General features: G+C 47.2%; 15 protein-coding genes. 11 read left to right on the plus strand and 4 right to left on the minus strand.

Annotated features, from left to right (window positions below):
• Positions 1-2: 2 nt before the first annotated feature.
• Positions 3-1721, minus strand: a complete 1719-nt coding sequence (gene pilB, locus AB4875_RS05880) for a type IV-A pilus assembly ATPase PilB (RefSeq protein ID WP_368375118.1) — start codon at positions 1719-1721, stop codon at positions 3-5.
• A gap of 313 nt (positions 1722-2034) precedes the next feature.
• Between pilB and AB4875_RS05885 the strand changes: the two genes are divergently transcribed.
• The 11 genes from AB4875_RS05885 to AB4875_RS05935 all read left to right on the plus strand — a co-directional run bounded on the left by AB4875_RS05885 (position 2035) and on the right by AB4875_RS05935 (position 14284).
• Positions 2035-2439 carry a pilin gene (locus tag AB4875_RS05885; protein WP_368375119.1) on the plus strand — a complete coding sequence of 135 codons (405 nt, stop codon included), beginning with the start codon at positions 2035-2037 and terminating at the stop codon, positions 2437-2439.
• A 77-nt stretch (positions 2440-2516) separates the two neighbouring features.
• Positions 2517-4433: a hypothetical protein gene (locus AB4875_RS05890; RefSeq protein WP_368375120.1), complete on the plus strand. Its 1917-nt coding sequence runs from the start codon at positions 2517-2519 to the stop codon at positions 4431-4433.
• 11 nt (positions 4434-4444) lie between these two features.
• Complete coding sequence (locus tag AB4875_RS05895) at positions 4445-5296, plus strand: glycosyltransferase family 2 protein (RefSeq protein WP_368375121.1); 852 nt, start codon at positions 4445-4447, stop codon at positions 5294-5296.
• Between the two features lie 73 nt (positions 5297-5369).
• The gene (locus AB4875_RS05900; protein WP_368375122.1) at positions 5370-7091 is read left to right on the plus strand and encodes an ATP-binding cassette domain-containing protein; all 1722 of its coding nucleotides are present in this window, start codon (positions 5370-5372) and stop codon (positions 7089-7091) included.
• Complete coding sequence (locus tag AB4875_RS05905; protein ID WP_368375123.1) at positions 7088-8260, plus strand: CDP-glycerol glycerophosphotransferase family protein; 1173 nt, start codon at positions 7088-7090, stop codon at positions 8258-8260. The genes AB4875_RS05900 and AB4875_RS05905 overlap by 4 nt, the downstream gene beginning before the upstream one ends.
• On the plus strand, positions 8253-8645 hold the full coding sequence (locus tag AB4875_RS05910; protein ID WP_368375124.1) for an FAD synthase family protein: 393 nt from the start codon (positions 8253-8255) through the stop codon (positions 8643-8645). Before AB4875_RS05905 ends, AB4875_RS05910 begins: the two co-directional genes overlap by 8 nt.
• A 248-nt stretch (positions 8646-8893) precedes the next feature.
• Entirely contained in the window at positions 8894-10291 is a 1398-nt protein-coding gene (locus tag AB4875_RS05915; RefSeq protein WP_368375125.1) for a glycosyltransferase, read from the plus strand.
• The gene (locus AB4875_RS05920; protein ID WP_368375126.1) at positions 10288-11109 is read left to right on the plus strand and encodes a sulfotransferase family protein; all 822 of its coding nucleotides are present in this window, start codon (positions 10288-10290) and stop codon (positions 11107-11109) included. The genes AB4875_RS05915 and AB4875_RS05920 overlap by 4 nt, the downstream gene beginning before the upstream one ends.
• 145 nt (positions 11110-11254) lie before the next feature.
• Positions 11255-12451, plus strand: a complete 1197-nt coding sequence (locus tag AB4875_RS05925) for a glycosyltransferase (RefSeq protein WP_368375127.1) — start codon at positions 11255-11257, stop codon at positions 12449-12451.
• Positions 12444-13469, plus strand: a complete 1026-nt coding sequence (locus AB4875_RS05930) for a polysaccharide pyruvyl transferase family protein (protein ID WP_368375128.1) — start codon at positions 12444-12446, stop codon at positions 13467-13469. Before AB4875_RS05925 ends, AB4875_RS05930 begins: the two co-directional genes overlap by 8 nt.
• A 128-nt stretch (positions 13470-13597) precedes the next feature.
• Positions 13598-14284 (plus strand): sulfotransferase family 2 domain-containing protein, encoded by a 687-nt coding sequence (locus AB4875_RS05935; protein ID WP_368375129.1) that lies wholly within the window; start codon positions 13598-13600, stop codon positions 14282-14284.
• Positions 14285-14370: 86 nt separating this feature from the next.
• Here the strand turns inward: AB4875_RS05935 and AB4875_RS05940 are convergent, their stop codons facing one another.
• The 3 genes from AB4875_RS05940 to AB4875_RS05950 form a co-directional block, all read right to left on the minus strand.
• Positions 14371-15204, minus strand: a complete 834-nt coding sequence (locus AB4875_RS05940) for a glycosyltransferase (protein ID WP_368375130.1) — start codon at positions 15202-15204, stop codon at positions 14371-14373.
• A gap of 232 nt (positions 15205-15436) precedes the next feature.
• Positions 15437-16474 carry a UDP-N-acetylglucosamine 2-epimerase gene (locus AB4875_RS05945; protein ID WP_368375131.1) on the minus strand — a complete coding sequence of 346 codons (1038 nt, stop codon included), beginning with the start codon at positions 16472-16474 and terminating at the stop codon, positions 15437-15439.
• Between the two features lie 124 nt (positions 16475-16598).
• Positions 16599-17903, minus strand: a complete 1305-nt coding sequence (locus AB4875_RS05950; RefSeq protein WP_368375132.1) for a nucleotide sugar dehydrogenase — start codon at positions 17901-17903, stop codon at positions 16599-16601.
• Positions 17904-18009 lie beyond the last annotated feature (106 nt).

Genomic DNA, 18009 nt, shown 5'->3' on the forward strand with positions numbered 1-18009 from the left:
TGTTAATCCTTGGTCACTCGGTTTACTTCCTCAAGACTAGTCACGCCTTGAGCACATTTCTTTAGTGCGGATTGTCGTAGATTCGGAAAGCCTTCTTTCTGCGCTTGAGCGGCAATTTCTAAGGAATTACCATTTTCCATAATCATACGAGAAATATCAGGGGTGATTCGAACCACTTCGTAAATACCCACGCGGCCTTTATAGCCCTTGTTGCAGCGCTCACAGCCTACTGGGTGCATGATCGTGGCGGTTTCAAGTAGTTCTTCACTAAAGCCCTCTTCAATAAGAGTGTGCTTAGGCACATCCAGTGGTACGGCGCACTCTTTACACAGGCGCCTTGCCAGACGTTGGGCGATAATCAGGCTTACCGAAGTTGCTACGTTAAAGGCGGGAACACCCATGTTCAATAGGCGGGTCAGGGTTTCTGAGGCGCTATTAGTGTGTAACGTTGATAACACTAAGTGACCTGTTTGCGCGGCTTTAACGGCAATTTCGGCGGTTTCGAGATCCCGGATCTCACCAACCATAATAATGTCAGGGTCTTGACGAAGGAATGAGCGCAAAGCTTCCGGAAAGCCAAGTCCGACTTTTGCATTAACGTGGACTTGATTGATGCCCTCAAGGTTAATCTCTACAGGATCTTCCGCAGTGGAGATGTTGAGTTCGGGTGTGTTCAGGATATTCAGACCGGTATATAGCGATACGGTTTTACCGGAACCTGTTGGACCCGTGACCAAGATCATCCCTTGGGGCTGATCCAGGGCCTTCATATACATCTCTTTTTGCGCTGGCTCATAGCCTAGAGCATCAATCCCCATTTGCGCTGAGCTGGGGTCCAATATCCGCAGAACGACTTTTTCTCCCCACAGCGTGGGCAGCGTGTTTACTCGGAAGTCTATGGCCCTAGATTTGGACAGCTTCATCTTAATGCGGCCATCCTGGGGGACGCGCCTCTCAGAGATATCCATCTGTGACATTACTTTGAGGCGGGCAGCGAGGCGGTATCCCAAAGACGCTGGTGGCCGCGCTACTTCCTCTAAGATGCCATCGGTACGAAAGCGTACCCGATAAATTTTTTCATACGGCTCAAAGTGAATGTCAGACGCGCCAGCGCGTATTGCATCTAGTAGTACTTTGTTAACAAACTTCACTACAGGCGCTTCATCAACACCTTTGAGATCTACGTCGCTACCGCCATCTTCGTCGACGGCCTCAATATCTAGGTTTTCAAGACTGACGTCGTCCATGTCACCTAGGCTATCGGCAAGTGACTCCTCTTGGGCGGAAAGATATTTATCGATAGCGGCATTAAGTGCGGCTTCTTCGACAATAATGGGTTCGGTGGTTAAGCCGGTATGAAACTTGATTTGGTCAAGAGCGTGAATATTCGTCGGGTCCGACATGCCAATAAATAGGCGTTTTCCGCGCTTCCAAAGAGGCAGGGTCCTGTGCAGCTTAATCAGTTTGTTATCAATAATCTTCTGCGGAGACAACTCAGTCGTATAAGACCGCAGATCGATAAACGGAATGCCAAACTCATCGGCAGCAACTTCCGCAATGCGAACGCCGTCTGCGAGCTGTTTGCTGACTAAATAAGATACTAGGCTCTTTTTGTCTTTCTGTGCGGTCTCTTGCGCTTTACGAACGGTATCCTCATCAAGAATCTCGTCATAAACTAGTCTTCTGGCAAGGCCGTTCAAAGGCGTTACGGGGCTGTTCATAGCGTCGCATTATCGTTAAAAATGTAATTAAAACAGTATAGTGCTTAAACAATGATTACGCACTACCACAAGTGTTTAGGTCTCGCTTGGGTGACAATATATGCGACTAGTGACACTATTTGTCACCTCTGTTGCTGGCTTATAAGGACTAATACCTAGATGTATATGGTGTTTGACAGGGCCAATTCGGCTGCAGCAGCGCCTTGGTGATGTTTTTAACAAATATAATGGAATGGCATAATACTTGTATGTAGATACCCAGTGATGAGTTTTTATCACCCCCAAGAAATGATTAAATTTGCCGGAGTTCATTATGAAAAGAACACAACAAGGTTTTACTCTGATCGAACTGATGATCGTTATCGCGATCATCGGTATTTTGGCTGCGGTAGCATTGCCTGCCTACCAAGATTATACCAACAAAGCTAAAGCTTCTGAGGCAGTATTGGCTGCGAGTGGCGCGCGTACCTGTGTAACTGAAATTGTTCAGTCTGCTGGCGCAACTAATCTAGACTCTTGTGCTGATAGCTTTACCGCTACAACTTATGCTGCCTCTATGACTGTTGGTGCTACAAGCGGCGTAGTTGTTATTACTGGTCAAGGTCTTAGTGAAGATTTCTCTGTTCGTTTGACTCCGACTCTTTCTGGTAACAACGTGTCAGCGTGGACTTGCAGCGGCTCTCCTACCAAGTGGATGCCTGGTTCTTGCCGCGGCTAATATGCTGTTGAACACCTAAGAAGTTAAATGCCCCGGCATGAATAATGTCGGGGTTTTTTTATTAAAAGAAGCTTGTTTTGAAAATTAATCCCCTACTTCTACTATTTCCTCTAGGCGTTGCCGTTTGGTTTATCTATAGCCAGGGATTGTCGGGTGCCTTTTATTATGATGATCAAGGGAATCTATTCGGGCTAGAAAATATTGTCGATGCCACCTCTTTTTGGCAGTTTGTGAGTTCTGGGGAGGCGGGACCTCTGAAACGCCCGGTATCACTATTAACATTTGCTTTGCAGTCGAAACATTGGCCACAGCCCTATTGGTTTTTAGTCGTTAATGTGCTGATTCATATCGCCAATGCGCTATTGTTATTTTTCATCTCAAATCTAATTCTCGCTCAATCTTTATCAAAAAAGGCGCTATTGCAAGGCAGTTGGATATCACTAGCTGCGGTGGCTTTATGGGCGCTGCTACCTCTTAACGTATCGACGACATTGATTACTATCCAACGCATGACCAGCTTGTCGGCGACGCTAGGTTTGGCTGGAATTTTGGCCTATATACTTCTATATCAGGTTTACCGAACACGTAGTGTTTTAGCTGCTTTCATGCTTCAGTTTGGGGTGCTTGGTTTTTTCGTCGGTATTGCTGTATTCGCTAAAGAGTCGGCTGCCCTAGTTATTGTTTTTGTATTGGTGTTGGAAGTGACGGTATTGCGCTCGCGGAGTATGGCGCTACCCGGATATAAATCTAGGGTATTGGCCTTATCGTCAGCTCTCACACTTTTACTTTTGTATTTGTCACCCTTAAATTTAGATTGGTTTACCTACAGCGAATATCGGGGCTTTAGTCGCCTTCAGCGAGTGGCGACTGAATGGGTGATCTTGTGGGATTATTTGAGATCTGCATTTATACCTATTCCTTCGCAATTTAGTCCCTTTCATGACGACGTGAGAGTCATAGATAGCGCTTTGCAATTAAGTTTGGCGGGCATTGGCTGGCTGCTTACTATTTTGCTGTTCTTCTTAATCAGATCAAAGTCTATTTGGCCCCTATTTGCCGTGCTTTGGTTTTTGACCGGTCATCTATTGGAGTCAAGCTCTGTTTCCTTAGAGCTGATGTTTGAACATCGCAACTATTTGGCTATATTCGGGCCATGCTTAGCTATCGTGGCAATGAGTAAAGACCTGCCTGTTCGCTTCCAAAGTTCCTACAGGCTCTCGCTAGGTCTTTATGTCAGTTATATTGCGTTTATTTGCTATATGACAACATCCTTGTGGGGACAGCCACGACTTGCCGCCGAAATGTGGTCAATGGCTAACCCCTCGTCTTCAAGGGCGGCCTTACATTTGGCTAATTTGGATGATGAGCAGCATGACTTAGGTGTTAATAGTCAAAATCATATTGGCCGTAAAAACTACAAAATCAGTGCTCTCGATAGAACCATTTCGGCTTGCGAAACATGCACTGCCGTCAAAGTTCAAGCTTTGTTGTTGGCGTGTAATATAAGAAGTAGTCAAGAACTTCGGGCTCGCTTCAATAATGCCTTAGACAGCGCCGATAAGGGCCGCGCAATGCGACCTCTTGTTGATGCCATGTTCCCTTTGATTGCATTGACGGCTAATGATCAATGCTCCGAATTGACTCTCAAGGATGCACAGGCGTTAATTAAACAAATCGAAATTAACCCTCTAGCTCGTGACCCGCACTACGCTTCACGTTTAGCCTACCAATCCGCCGAAGCTGCTTATCGACTGCAGAATATCGAGTTGGCAAGTACCGAATTGCTGCGGGCAGAAAATAAAGATCCCTCAGCTATTCCCGTGCTTGAGTTTCAAGTTCATATAGCTCTTGAGCGTCAGGCGTTTGGGCAAGCTCTAGATGCTGTGGCGCGGCGAAGAGTATATGCTGGCAAAGGGCTGTTTTTAAGCAATAGCTATTTAAACGACATTGAGAGTGAAATAAAAAAACTTAGGCAAGAAGAGCTGAATAAATAAAGAGTAATAATATGTGTAAATTTACGGTGATACTGCCGGCTAAAAACGAAGCAGAGACAGTTTCAGGCGTCGTAAAGAAAATCGTCGGTATATACCCGAATGCTGAAGTGATCGTGGTCAACGATGGCTCAAGCGATGATACTGCGGTTTTAGCTAGTGCGGCCGGCGCCACCGTTATTAGTCACCCATATTCAAAAGGTAACGGCGCATCCATTAAAACCGGCGCGCGTGCAGCAACGAGCGATATCATTGTCTTTATGGACGCAGACGGCCAGCATGATCCTGCTGATATTGAGGGCTTGGTGGCAGAAATTGAGTGCGGATATGATTTGGTTGTCGGTGCGCGACAAGTGGGTTCGCAAGCAAGTTTTGGCCGCGGACTTGCAAATGGCTTCTATAATAAATTAGCAACTTATATGACCGGACATCGAGTGGAAGACTTAACTTCCGGGTTTCGGGCCGTGCGAGCGAATAAATTCAAAGAATTTCTGTACCTCTTACCTAACGGCTTTTCCTACCCAACTACCAGTACAATGGCATTTTTCCGCGCCGGGTATTCGGTGAAGTATCTGCCAATCCATGCTGCCCAGAGAGAGGGTAAAAGTCATATAAAGCCCTTGAAAGATGGGGTGCGATTTTTGTTAATAATTTTCAAAGTTGGTACCTTGTATTCGCCGTTAAAGCTATTTACACCAGCAGCAGCCATGTTTTTTATGTTTGGCTTTGTTTGGTATGGTTATACCTTCTATACAATGACTCGTTTTACTAATATGAGTGCCCTGTTGTTCACTAGTGGATTTATACTTTTCATGATGGGCTTAATATCGGAGCAGATAACCTCTTTAATGTATAAAAATTCATAATTTTAATTTGATGTCATTTTTATTTTAATGGCGTGTTTCCAGTTTTTCTTACTTCTTTTGGCAAGGTCTTACTATGTTTTCCGCTATTAAGGCTGCATTTGCGCTATTAACGCCGAAACAAAAGCGCGAGTATTGGCTTGTCGCCGTAATGCTCAGTTTTACCTCTATTGCGGACTTGGTCGGGATTGCAGCTGTTATTCCCGCCATTTCAGCGCTGATTGATTTTCAGGGCGCGGTCGAAAAAGGCTACCTTAGAAAGCTGTTTTTACTATTGGGCGAACCAGAGAAAGGAGCATTTTTAGCTACTGTAACCATCGGCGCCATCGGGTTTATATGGGGTGCTGCGATTCTAACCACCCTTGGAATTTTCGGGCGACAACGCTTTATTCGCAGGTTAAGTGCTGATATTTCTGCTCGATCGTTCAATTACTATATGAGTCAATCAATTGAGCCTTTTTACAATCGGCCTGGCTCAGAGTTTTTGCGCAATGTTAATGGCATAAGTGAGAGGGTGGCGACTGGCATTATAGATTCAAGTTTTGTGATTATTTCTCGCGTAGCTCAACTGCTTGTTATTGCTGCATTGCTGATGGTGTTTAATGTTCGAGTCACAATAGCTATATTTTTAATTATCGGAATAGCCTATTTTATAGTGTACTCATTAATTAAAAGAAAACTGAAGAGAATGAGTAGTGAGAACTTTGAATCTCAGAAGCGGCTGAACCAAATGATTATTGGTAGCTACGCGGATTATCGAAATATTCTCATAGACGGGCGACTTATATCCTATATTAGGCATTTTAAAGATATCAAATCGCGGGTTTCTAAGAAAACTGCAGATATAGAGATTCTTGGTACTGTACCGCGAAATTTCATAGAAATTCTTGGTATGACCTTATTGCTTTTGGCGGCTTATTATTTAGGCCAGTCTGCAGAAAATAGCCAGCAGCTTTTAACTACGATCTCTCTTTTTGCGATTGCAGCTTATAAGATACTTCCGTCATCACAGCAGATCTATCATGCCATTAGTAAAATTACTGGAGCTGCAGTCGTTTTTGAACGAGTGAGGAGTGACTGGAAATCTTTGTTCGTTGAAGCGCCAATTACTACTTCAATCCACACCACTTGCGCTTACCGGAAATTGGAGCTGCAAAATTTACAGTACGCCCATCGTGGAGATGAATGGGTATTTCACAAGCTCTCTGCGTCCCTTGAATTAAAAGGTGTGGTCCGAATAACGGGGCCGTCTGGTGCGGGTAAAACGACGCTGATTGAATTACTAGCTGGCTTGCGAAAGCCGCAGGCGGGTGTTATCAGTGTTGATGATAAGAATTTGCGCGATATTCCTCAGTCACAGTGGTGGGCCTCTATTGCTTATGTTAATCAAAACGGCTATTTGCTGGAAGGTACAGTTCTTGAGAATGTTGTTGCCTCACCGGAGGCGGTAGATATATCGTTATATAATCGAATTCGGTTAATTTGTGATTTGGATTCTCTGCCTGAGGATAGTGTGACCGAGGGGGCTACAAACCTATCTGGCGGTCAAAAATGCCGCGTGCTTATTGCAAGAGCTTTGTATAAAAAGTCGCAATTATTATTTCTAGATGAGACTCTGTCGCCGCTGGATGTTGAATCGGCCAAAGCCATACTTGCAGGTATTCAGGATGAGTTCCCGGACTGCTGCATTTTTGTTATTAGCCATAGGAGTGAGGAGCTGGGTGATAAATATCAAGAGCTGTCTCTGATGCAAGAATGTGCGTCGAAAGTCCTAGTAACTGGCGCTGACGAGAAATGAAAATCGATAAAAGCAATCCATTACATTGGTTTTGCTTGGTGCTTTTCAGTATCAACATTGTGCTGGCAGTATTGATCAGAAAGTTTGTGTCAAGTAACGGTAATGTACTGCTCTATGGTCATAAGTTGAATGGCAATTTGGCCGCGATATATCGCGAGAGCAAGCGCTACCGGGAGCTAAACCTAAGCTACCTAACCATGGACTACTTTTATTACCGAAAGCTTAGGCGCGAAGGGGTATCTGTAGTTTGGGCTGGCAGCCCGCTAGCATTAAAGTTGTTGATAACTGCCAGAGTGCTGATCAGCGATCATGGTCTCCATTCACTGGTATTATTGCTCGATCATTCCAGCTTAAAATTCATTGATGTTTGGCACGGCATACCCTTCAAAGGTTTTGACGAATCCGACTTTAGGGTGCAGCATCGATATGACGAAGTCTGGGTAACGTCGAATTTTATAGCTGACATGTATGAGAATAAATTTGGCTTCGAGCGAGACAAGCTAAAACCGATAGGCTATGCCCGCACGGATATACTGATAAATACAAAGGAAGTAGACAAAAACGCACTGATGCGCGCCTACAATATTCCTGCCAGTAACCGAAAGGTGGTTTTGTACGCTGCCACTTGGAAGCAGGATGACAGCTCACGGAGCCAATATCCCTTTAATATGGGAGAAACGGAGTTTTTGACTGAGCTTAGCCATCTAGCAGAAACTCATAACTGCATCTTTCTCATTCGGGCGCATCTTAACGCCACAGCCACAAGTATGGAGAAAATCGATAATGTTTTCTCTGTTCCTGCCGCTTGTTACCCCGACACGGAGCGCCTACTTCTATTGTGTGACCTTCTTATATACGATTGGTCGTCGATAGCGTTTGATTATCTTTTGCTCGGCAAGGCCGCAATATATCTGGACGTGTCGCCCCCCTTTAAAAAGGGGTTTAGTCTTGATGGTAGTTACCGATATGGTGACAGAGCAAGTGATTTTAATGAATTGAGGAGAGGAGTCGCTAAAAATATTGGCAGCGGTGCAGAAAGTATTGCATTAACGCGGGGCTGCCGCGAGCGGATCTTAGGACTTGTTTATGAGAGCTTTGCCGATGGCGCAGCGAGTGCAAGGGCCTGTGATAATCTAGTTGAAAATTATATACGGCATAATCATGAGTAGGGTAGTGATTACATTCGGCACCTTTGATGTTTTTCATCTCGGGCATTTACGAATACTTCAGCGAGCACGAGAGCTTGGTACTAGGCTGGTGGTGGGTGTTTCCACGGATGCGCTAAGCTATAGTAAAAAGGGTCGGCTACCTATTTATTCTGAGTCTGAAAGAATGGAAATAATATCGTCCGTAAAGTATGTCGATGATGTGTTTTCAGAAGAGAGTTTGGATAAGAAATCCGAATATATCCGTGTCCATAATGCTCAATTACTTGTTATGGGGGATGACTGGTATGGGAAATTTGATGAGATAAAACATTTGTGCGAAGTGGTATATCTTGCGCGAACGCCATCAATTTCTACTACCGCGATTATTGAGAAAATGAAGAATTAAAGCGGCAATAAAAAATCTTTGTTATCGATCTTTGTAATTGGTGCTGCATTTAAATTTAGAGTTCCGAAAGGCCCTTGGCTAAGTTTATTATAAACCTGCACTGGAATTTTATATTGTTGATTTTTTGTGACGGTGCTTAATAGCATCAAAGCTATAAACATATAGGATTGACAATATTTTTACGAGCGCGGTGAATGATCCAGAGAGCACTCCGGTGCTCAGTATAGTGGTAGGGACGGGATGAGTAGATGAATAAATCCGATGCTGGGAGTGAGTTTCCTCCTGGTGAGCAGCACTGGCCGCATGATCTTACTTCGCGGGTCGGCCGCCCTTGGGATATGCGACCTGTCCTTAAGTTGCGCGCCGCTGCTAAGGGCCGGCTGCGAGTGTTATACATCGGTTTTTCTGACGCGCAGGGCGGGGCGGCGATAGCGTCGTCGCGGCTGATATCGCGGTTCGACCGGGATGGCGACGTTGCTTCCCTCGAAGTCGTTGCGCTGCAGACGGCGAACGCGCCATGGACTGTGTCACTTGGGCGGGCACTTTGCAGCTGGCGCCCGCTAAGAACGCTGATAGCGATGCGTAATGTTCTAGCGAGTGATCCTTACGCCTGGCTTCCGTTTGAACGTGCTTTCCTGAAACGTACGATCGCTATCTGGCAGCCCGACCTCATTCATATGCATAATCTCCACGGCGGTAGGGGCACAATCCCCTTGGCCATACTGCCTGAAATGGCGGCTAAGGCGCCGATAATTTGGACTTTACACGACATGTGGGGGATGACGGGGCACTGCGCTTATTCTCTCGCATGCGAGGGCTGGCGCCGTGGCTGCGGCAGTTGCCCGGACCTGTCGCTTTACCCTCAGCTATTGCGAGATAGAACTGAGCAGATCGCTGAGAATAAACGCGAGATATTTACTTCAGCTATCCCAGTGTTGGTTTCACCTTCACGCTGGCTTGGCAAGATCGCTAGCGAGGCATTGGTGACCAAGGGGCTTGAGCTTAGGGTTATCGCCAACGGGCTCGACCTAGCACTGTTTTCGCCCGCGGGCCGCGATGCGGCTAGGCGAGAGCTTGGTATTGCGCCGGATACTCAGGTATTGATGTTCGCCGCGCAGTCACTTTCAGACGAGACTCGTAAGGGCGCAAGAGAATTGCGGATTGCGCTCGACCGAGTTCAGGCAGATCGCCTTGGCGCTCCGCTTGAGATTATTCTGATGGGCGGCGCGGGCGATGATCTGTTGGCAGGAATTCCTGGTCTTGTGTTTCATCGCGCAGGTTTTATCTCCGATGCGACAGAGGCTGCCAGACTTTATGCCGCGGCGGACCTGTTTCTCTGTCCTTCGCTGCAGGACAATTTACCCAATACCCTGATTGAGGCGGCTGCTTGTGGCACCGCCGCGGTTTCATTTGATATCGGCGGTTGTGGCGAAATTATCGAGGACGGCCTAAGTGGCGCCCTTGTAGCCGCCGGCGATGCCGGCGCACTCGGCGACGCAATATCTCGCCTCGTCGACGATCCTGATTGCCTAGCGGCGATGGGGCGAGCTGCGCGTGCTCGAGCCGAGGCGCTTTACGGCGATAGGCGAATGGCAGACGATTATCTCGCTCTTTATCGCGAGCTAGTCGAGCGGAGGAGTGCATGAATCAGCGTAGCTTTTCTCTCGACCTTGTCGCGCTAAGGCTAGGTGATCTTGTTCGGCGCCTAGTTGGTCTTGTCGCGCCGCGCCGTGTAGTGACATTGCATCACCTCGCTTGCTCAGGGGGCACGATTATGACCAAGTGTCTTGCCACTATGCCCGGAGCGCTGGTGCTTAGCGAGATCCATCCCGAGCGTGCAGCCCAACCTGCATTCCATGCGCTTAGCCAGTTACAAAGGGGTTATGGTGATCTACTGAAGCCGAGATATCAGCGCTTAATCCGCGGCCATTTCCGCCGTGAGATTGTGCTCGCTCACGGCACCGCCAGATCGTTAGGTCGCCAGCTCATTGTGCGCGATCATACCCATGTCGATTTCGCCTGGCGCAGAGCAAGGCGGTCGGCGCTTTTCGATACCCTCCTTGGTGAGTTTCGCGTGACGCCGATAGTTACGGTGCGCGATCCTCGCGAGGTCTGGCTGTCACTTCGCCGCGAGGGCTGGTTCGATGGTACGCCTGACGATCTATGTCAGGCGCAATTGGCACTGCTCGATGCATTCCCTGGAGCGCCGGTATTCCGCTACGAGGATTTCACCAGCGATCCACTAGGCGTTATGCGCGCGATATGTGATGCTGCTAGTGTCCCCTACGTCGAGGGTTTTGAAGAGCGTTTGAGCGCCGTCACCCACCTTACCGGCGATAGCGGGCGCAAGGGCGAGACCATTGAAGCTCGCCAACCCAAATTGCTGTCCGAGGGGGATCGACTTGCATTCGAGAGTTCCGCGGCGTTTAACACGCTTGTCGAACGCCAAGGGCTTATATTGTGATGTTGCTTAAACTGTTGTTGTTTGCGCTATCTAGCTGCCGGGCTCGCGGTAATTCTTCGGCCCGCAAATATGTCCGCCGCTCTGCACGTCCCGCGTGCGTTAAGGTGAGTGGACGTGGGGCGCTGTGTTTACGGTGCATAGAGGTATGGTGAAGGTCGTTATCATTGATCCCATCTTTCGAGGGAGTAGGCTGTTTTATACGCAGATGGTCTCAACCTTGGGCGACGAGATCACTATTCTTACCCGAACGGATGCCCGCACTGAGGCCTCGGATGAGGCTTTTGCCGGTATGGAAATTGAACTGCGTGAAGTCGTTACGACCGCCAAGGACAGCTGGTATTATCATCTCGATGAGACGCAGCTCAGCGAGCTTGAAGAGGGCTTGCGTGCGGTACTCGACAGAGGCGCTCCCGATCTGTTGTTTATGGCCGGTCTCGACGAATTGGCGGTCGGTATTGCTGGCATCCTCCGTCGATTGGCGCCCTCGCTCTCGGGCAGCAGTGTGTTTGGTGTCCACTACACACCATCAGTTGCCGCGCGTCAGAAGATCGGCCCAATTACTATCCCGGTTTCTTTACGTCGATTTCTCCCCGCGGGCAGATTCTCTCGCTTGGTTCGGGAGTTCGTGGCGCTCCGAGCGGTTTTACCGAGTTTGCGGCTTGGTCTGCTTGATGAGCGAATATCCACTAAGGTTCGGCCGCCTGAGCTGTTCATGCTCCTTCCTGATCCGCCGCCTCCGTCACCTGAGCCTAGTGAGAGCTTACTAGACCTTGCGCGTTCTGAGGGTGGCAGCCCGACCCTGCTGCTCGTCGGCAGGCAAAGTCAGCGCAAGGGTTTTGAGGATATTCGAGGTCTGATCGAAACCCGCCCTGAATGTTTGCCTGCGGGCACTAAGATAGTTCTTTGCGGGCGGCTTGAGAAGGATACGGAACAGCATCGAAGTTTCATCGAGGCGTCGACTCCGCTGATCTTACACGCTGATCGCTATCTCAGTGATACTGAGATTCGCGCGCGCTATGAGACCGCCGACTACGTCCTACTACCCTATACCACGGCTTTTCAGGGTTCCAGCGGCGTGCTAGCATCAGCCGCCGCCGCGGGCACACCGGTGATCGTTTCTGATCACGGCTTAATTGCGCACCGGGTTAGGGAAAGTGGGCTGGGCTTCACTTATCCATCTGGCAATATCGCTGCGCTAGCCGATATTTTTAAGCAGCTTCCGGCAACCCACTCGCAGGAATACGGGGAAATTCGGCAGCGATGCCTCAACTTTGCCGAGCGAAATTCGATAACGAGGTTTTGCGACAGACTGCAAATGACTATCGAGAGTGACTATGAGTGATACCAAACCCGACGCGAGAGGCGTCGCGCCGCACCAACCGCTGGTAACGATTTTCGATACGGCGGCCTCATCGCGCAATCTTGGTGATCAAATCATAATGGACGCGGTGCGGAGTCAATTGCGCCTGACTGCGCCTGAGGCGTTCTGCGTTACCGTGCCTACCCACGATTTTGTCGGGGAAGAGGGGCGCAAGCTGATCGAGGCTAGCGACGCATCAGTACTTGGTGGTACTAATTTGCTGTCTTCAGAGGTCAATAAATACAATCAGTGGAAGGTCTCTTGGCGTGACACCCGCTGGCTAAGGAACGTCATTATGCTGGGTACCGGCTGGTGGCAGTATCAACGTAGCCCGAATATATTCAGCAAATACTTCTTGGGACAAGTTCTGCATCGCCAGCGTCTCCATTCTGTTCGGGACGAATATACTGCTCGTCAGCTCGAGTGCGCCGGAATAGTCAATGTGCGCAATACTAGTTGCGTAACCTTATGGGAGTTCGACGCCGCCAAGCAAGCTGCAATCCCCTGTCACCGTTCAGGCTCGGTCGTTACCACGCTAACCGATTATAAGCCGGCGCCTGATAAGGACATCCCTTTTCTCCAGCTGCTCAAACGCAGTTACGAAAAGGTTTACCTCTGGCCCCAGGGTTCTCGTGATTACAATTATTTTCATAGCCTTGCTGTTGGCGGAATCGAAGTCATTGATCCTCATCTTACGGCGTATGATGAATTGCTCGCTTCTAGCGTAGACCTTGATTACGTCGGTACCAGGCTTCACGCTGGAATTCGTGCTATGAAATATGGCCGGAGGAGTATCATCCTCGGTGTTGATAATCGCGCGCAGGAGATAAGCCGAGACACCGGTCTTAAGGTATATTCACGCGACGAAGGGCTTGGTGGGCTGGAACGGTTGATCTCCGATGAGGTCGAAACTCGTCTCAATTTACCGTCGGCGGCGATCGAAGAATGGCGGGAAGCTTTTCGTGCCGAACTCTCCTTGGCGCCTATTCGGCCTCGGTGATCGCGCGCGGACTGGATGTGAGCGATGTCGGCTACAGCTGCGGCGTTTATGTAAAGTTCATGGGCGGAAGCTGCCATTAAAGGCCTATCTATTGTCTGTCAATAATGAGGCTAAGTTTCGGGAGTATCATGATAATTTCTCATAAATATAAATTTATCTTCATAAAAACCGCAAAGACAGCTGGAACAAGTATCGAAGTATTTTTGTCCAAAAATTGTGGGGGCGATGATGTGGTGACTCCCATATGGCCTCACATCGATTCGCATTGCGCTAGGAATTATCGTGGTGTATGGAATCCGATTCCGGAAATTATTCACAATCGGGCGCGCGATATTAGAGCTACTTTTGATGATTTAAGGGATAGGAAAAAATACTACAATCACATCTCTGCTTTGTCAGTACGGCAGCGGATTCCAAGAAAGATATGGGATTCATATTTCAAATTTTGCGTGGAAAGAAATCCCTGGGATAAGACCCTGTCGCATTATTATATGGAAAACGATCGCAGCGGCGGATGTACTTCATTCGATGAATATATTCAGCGAGCTAAGTTCTGTATCAATCTGCCCAGCTATACCGACGCGGACGGTAGGCTGTTGGTCGATAAAGTAGTGAAATATGAGTCTCTCGCGGATGAATTGGGAATCATATTCGGAGAAGTAGGAATTCCATTTAATGGTTCACTCGGCGTGAGTGCCAAGTCAGATCATCGAAAAGATCGAAGGCCCTACCAAGAGGTATACACAATAGCGCAAAGGGCTATTATTGAAAAAGTGTTTTCCAAAGAAATACAGATGCATGGCTATGTGTTCTGAATTCTGCGTATCAAAAATAAGCTTCCTCTTGATCAATTCCTTAGTGTATGTCTCGATGGAGAGGGAATCTTATTCATACCATGCAGCTACTTTTTAAAAATTCTTGCTGCGCTTATTTTGAGATGAAAGTATCTATTTGCTAAATACTCCTGGTTTATAAATAAAGAGAGAAGTTTTTTTGTGTATGCGGCTAAATATGCGAGTATTACGATCTGATGATTTGTGGCTACGCCATTATTGGCTCTAACCATAGCGCGTTCTTTTAGACGCAATAGATTAGTATCTATTCTTGATGAAATTCCGCCAGAATACATCCTCACCATTGGCCTGGAGGTAAGGCATAAAATTAGCTCTGGGTTTACTTTGATGATTTTAAGCATTAGATCGAAATCACCGCTCACTATAAATTTGGAATCAAATTCCAATTCTTTTAATACCGCGGCGCGATGAAATATACCTTGGTGATGAAAGGGGTTTGAATAACGTATCTTTTTTAAGAAAGAGTCCTTGTTTATCGTTGCGACTAGTGTTTCTTCACCATAAACATACATCACGGGAATAGAAATTAATGGGTAATCGTCTGTCTTAAATGCTTCTCTTAAATTATTAAAGTCGAATCCTTCTATAAAAGCGTCGTCTGCACCCATGAAATAAATCCATTGGCCGTGACAATGTTTCATGGCCTGATTCCATGCGTCGTAAATTCCTGAATCTTTTTGATGGTGGTATTTCAACGATAGCAGCAGCTCATATTTTTCGAATACTTCTTTAACAGATTTATCGCTACTGCAATCTTTTATGATAATTTCATATTCGTATTTTTCGAGTCCAGTGAGCACTTTCTGCGCACTGTCGAGACAGGCATCGAGGTCTACAGCACAATCTAAGGTTGCTATGACAATTGATAGTATCGGATTCAAATTATTCAGCCCGCCTCGATGTCAAAAAACTCGCGGCCTCTATGAGAGAGCGCCCATTGGGAGTTGCCGCGTAATGCGGGCGCTTTTCCCGAAACTAAGTTTACATAAGTGCCGGTGGTTGGCAAACACTAACTATCTTTGATGCTGCTGAGTTTATAGCGTTCCGGTGGATTAAACGGCTATTAATTGTTGCCAAGATTTATCTAAGCTCGCTGATCTGGCTTCAGTTAATTTAGATCTTAGCTAAAGCCTTCTGCAGTTCCGAGACGATAAGCTCGCTTGGATAAAGTTGTGAGGACAATGGCGCTTCTGCAAGATCTTTGTAGTTGTCGCAAAACGCAGATACGGTGTCAGGATTATATTCGCTGATAACGCAGTTGCGTCCAATACCTTCCCGTCGCTCGGTGGCTTTTCTCAATAACAGGGTTGGCTTTCCTAGATAAGCGCATTCCTCCTGGTTGCTACCGCCGTCACTAATCACAAATTCGCTGTATTTTATTAGCTTGATAAATTTGAAGTAATCATAGCGTTGCCGGAGCTCGATGTTCTCTATTTTTTCAAGCCTAGTGTAAAGATTGAATTTTCTGAGCTTTTTTTCTGTGGGCTTGTGGAGAATAAACAAGATTTTGATATTTTGCCTCGCTACCAGCGCGATAAGATCTACTATGCGAGTTAGGGCTTGTTCTGTTTGGATATTTTCAAAGCGGTGAATTGAAACAAGCAAATATCGTTCTGCTGGGATGCTCACATCGCTCGTTTCGATGTTCTTTTCAGCTAAGCGCAAAGAATCCAGTAGGGTGTTTGCTTGGGTGTTTTTTTTATAACCTCGGTACTTGGCAATATTCTTCATGGCATATTCGTCGGGACAAAAATAGTAGTCACTCAAGTTGAATACTAGTACACGGGTTATCTCTTCAGGAAACGGATGAAACCAATTATGTGACCTGAGTCCAGATTCAATATGAGCAATTTTCAGCCTAGAAATTTTCCCCATTAGCGCGCCTAGCAGAGTCGAAAATGTGTCGCCATGTACAAGCACGATACCATTGCGATCATCGCCGAAAATTTTGCGCCTACTGAAGACTGTTTTGAATAGTATTTTAACAAACCAGATGGCCATACTTGTGATGGAGGTAATGTCTTTGTCTTGATACAGAGTGTAGTCTGGTTCCTTTAATTGAAAATTTTCCAGAATCGAGCCCATAGTGTCACGGTGTTGGCCAGTTGAGATAAATCTGTAGGGAATTTTTTTGGTATTCAGCTCCACCATGATGGGCGCCATTTTAATGAGCTGCGCTTTGGTGCCAAGGATAATGTGGATCACTGCTGTTCTCGCATCGCGAATTGATTACTCATTTCTGGTTTGCCGATTAAAATTTATTTGCCGAAAGACCCTAGGCGGAGATGACGGTGGCGTTGGGCTCAAGACGATTTCGGGTGTCGATTATTAGTTTGGCATTTTCCGCTATTAGTGCATAGTTGAAGCTATCGTGGTCTGTCACTAGAATAACGCAGTCGTATTCACTGATTGTTTTTTTGTTTACTAGCACTGAGTCCATTTCGTGCTGGTGGTCGCGCTTAGCTGGAAACGTCGCTAAGTAGGGGTCGGAGTAGTCCACAATCGCGCCCTTGGTCTTTAGCTTTGCAATAATTTCAAACGCCGGCGCTTCCCGTGAATCACTTACATTCTTCTTGTAAGCCAAGCCCAAAATCAAAATCTTGCTGCCTTTAACGGCTTTACCGTGTTCATTGAGCGCATCCGCCGTTTTTTGTACTACCCATTCAGGCATGGCGCGGTTTACTTCGCCGGCGAGCTCTATAAAACGAGTATGGATGCCGTACTCCCGGGCTTTCCACGTTAAATAGAACGGGTCGATGGGTATGCAGTGTCCACCTAGGCCGGGGCCCGGTGTGAACTTGGTGAAGCCAAAGGGTTTGGTGGCGGCGGCATCGATGACTTCGTGGATGTTGATGCCCATTTTGTCGGCGACGATTTTCATTTCATTGACTAAGCCAATGTTCACAGCACGATAGATATTCTCTAGTAGCTTCGTCATTTCAGCGGTTTTAGTAGAGCTAACTCGCACTACGGTGTCGATGATAGCTTCATAGAGTTCCACCCCAACATTCAGGCATGCAGGGGTTTCGCCGCCGCAGACTTTCGGTATTGTTTTGGTTGAGTAGCTGGTATTACCCGGGTCTTCGCGCTCTGGTGAATAGACAAGAAAGTAATCTTCGCCGATAACGAATCCCTTGGACTCGATTAGGGGGCGCACTAGCTCTTCGGTTGTGCCGGGGTAAGTGGTGCTTTCTAGCGATAGTATTTGCTGAGTTTTTAGATGTGGTAATAACTGCGAGACGGTGTTTGTCACATAGCTTAAGTCTGGCTCGCGATACTTATTTAGCGGTGTTGGCACACAGATGATTATGGCATCTAGTTGTGTTGCCTGCGAATAGTCTGTTGTTGCTGAAAAGGTGCTTTCGACAGCAGTTTTAATTCTGTGAGCGTCGATATGCTTGAGGTAGGTTTGGCCTGCTGACAGGATTTTCGGTTTTGCTGGATCGCTGTCGAAGCCTATGACTGTAAACCCGGCCTCCGCAAAACATAGTGCAAGTGGCAGGCCCACATAGCCTAATCCGAAGACGCCGATGACAGCCTCTTTCTTTTGGATGCGCTCTAGTAGGCTTGAGGTGGTCATAAAAAATCCGGGAAAAGCGTTTCGCGACAGTTGCTTGGGTAAAGTCTATTGAGCAACCTACTAGGCCTTAATCTACACTGCGAGCGATGATTCACGCTAGTTTTTA

Source organism: Zhongshania sp. R06B22 (genome assembly GCF_040892595.1).
GTDB lineage: Bacteria > Pseudomonadota > Gammaproteobacteria > Pseudomonadales > Spongiibacteraceae > Spongiibacter > Spongiibacter arctica.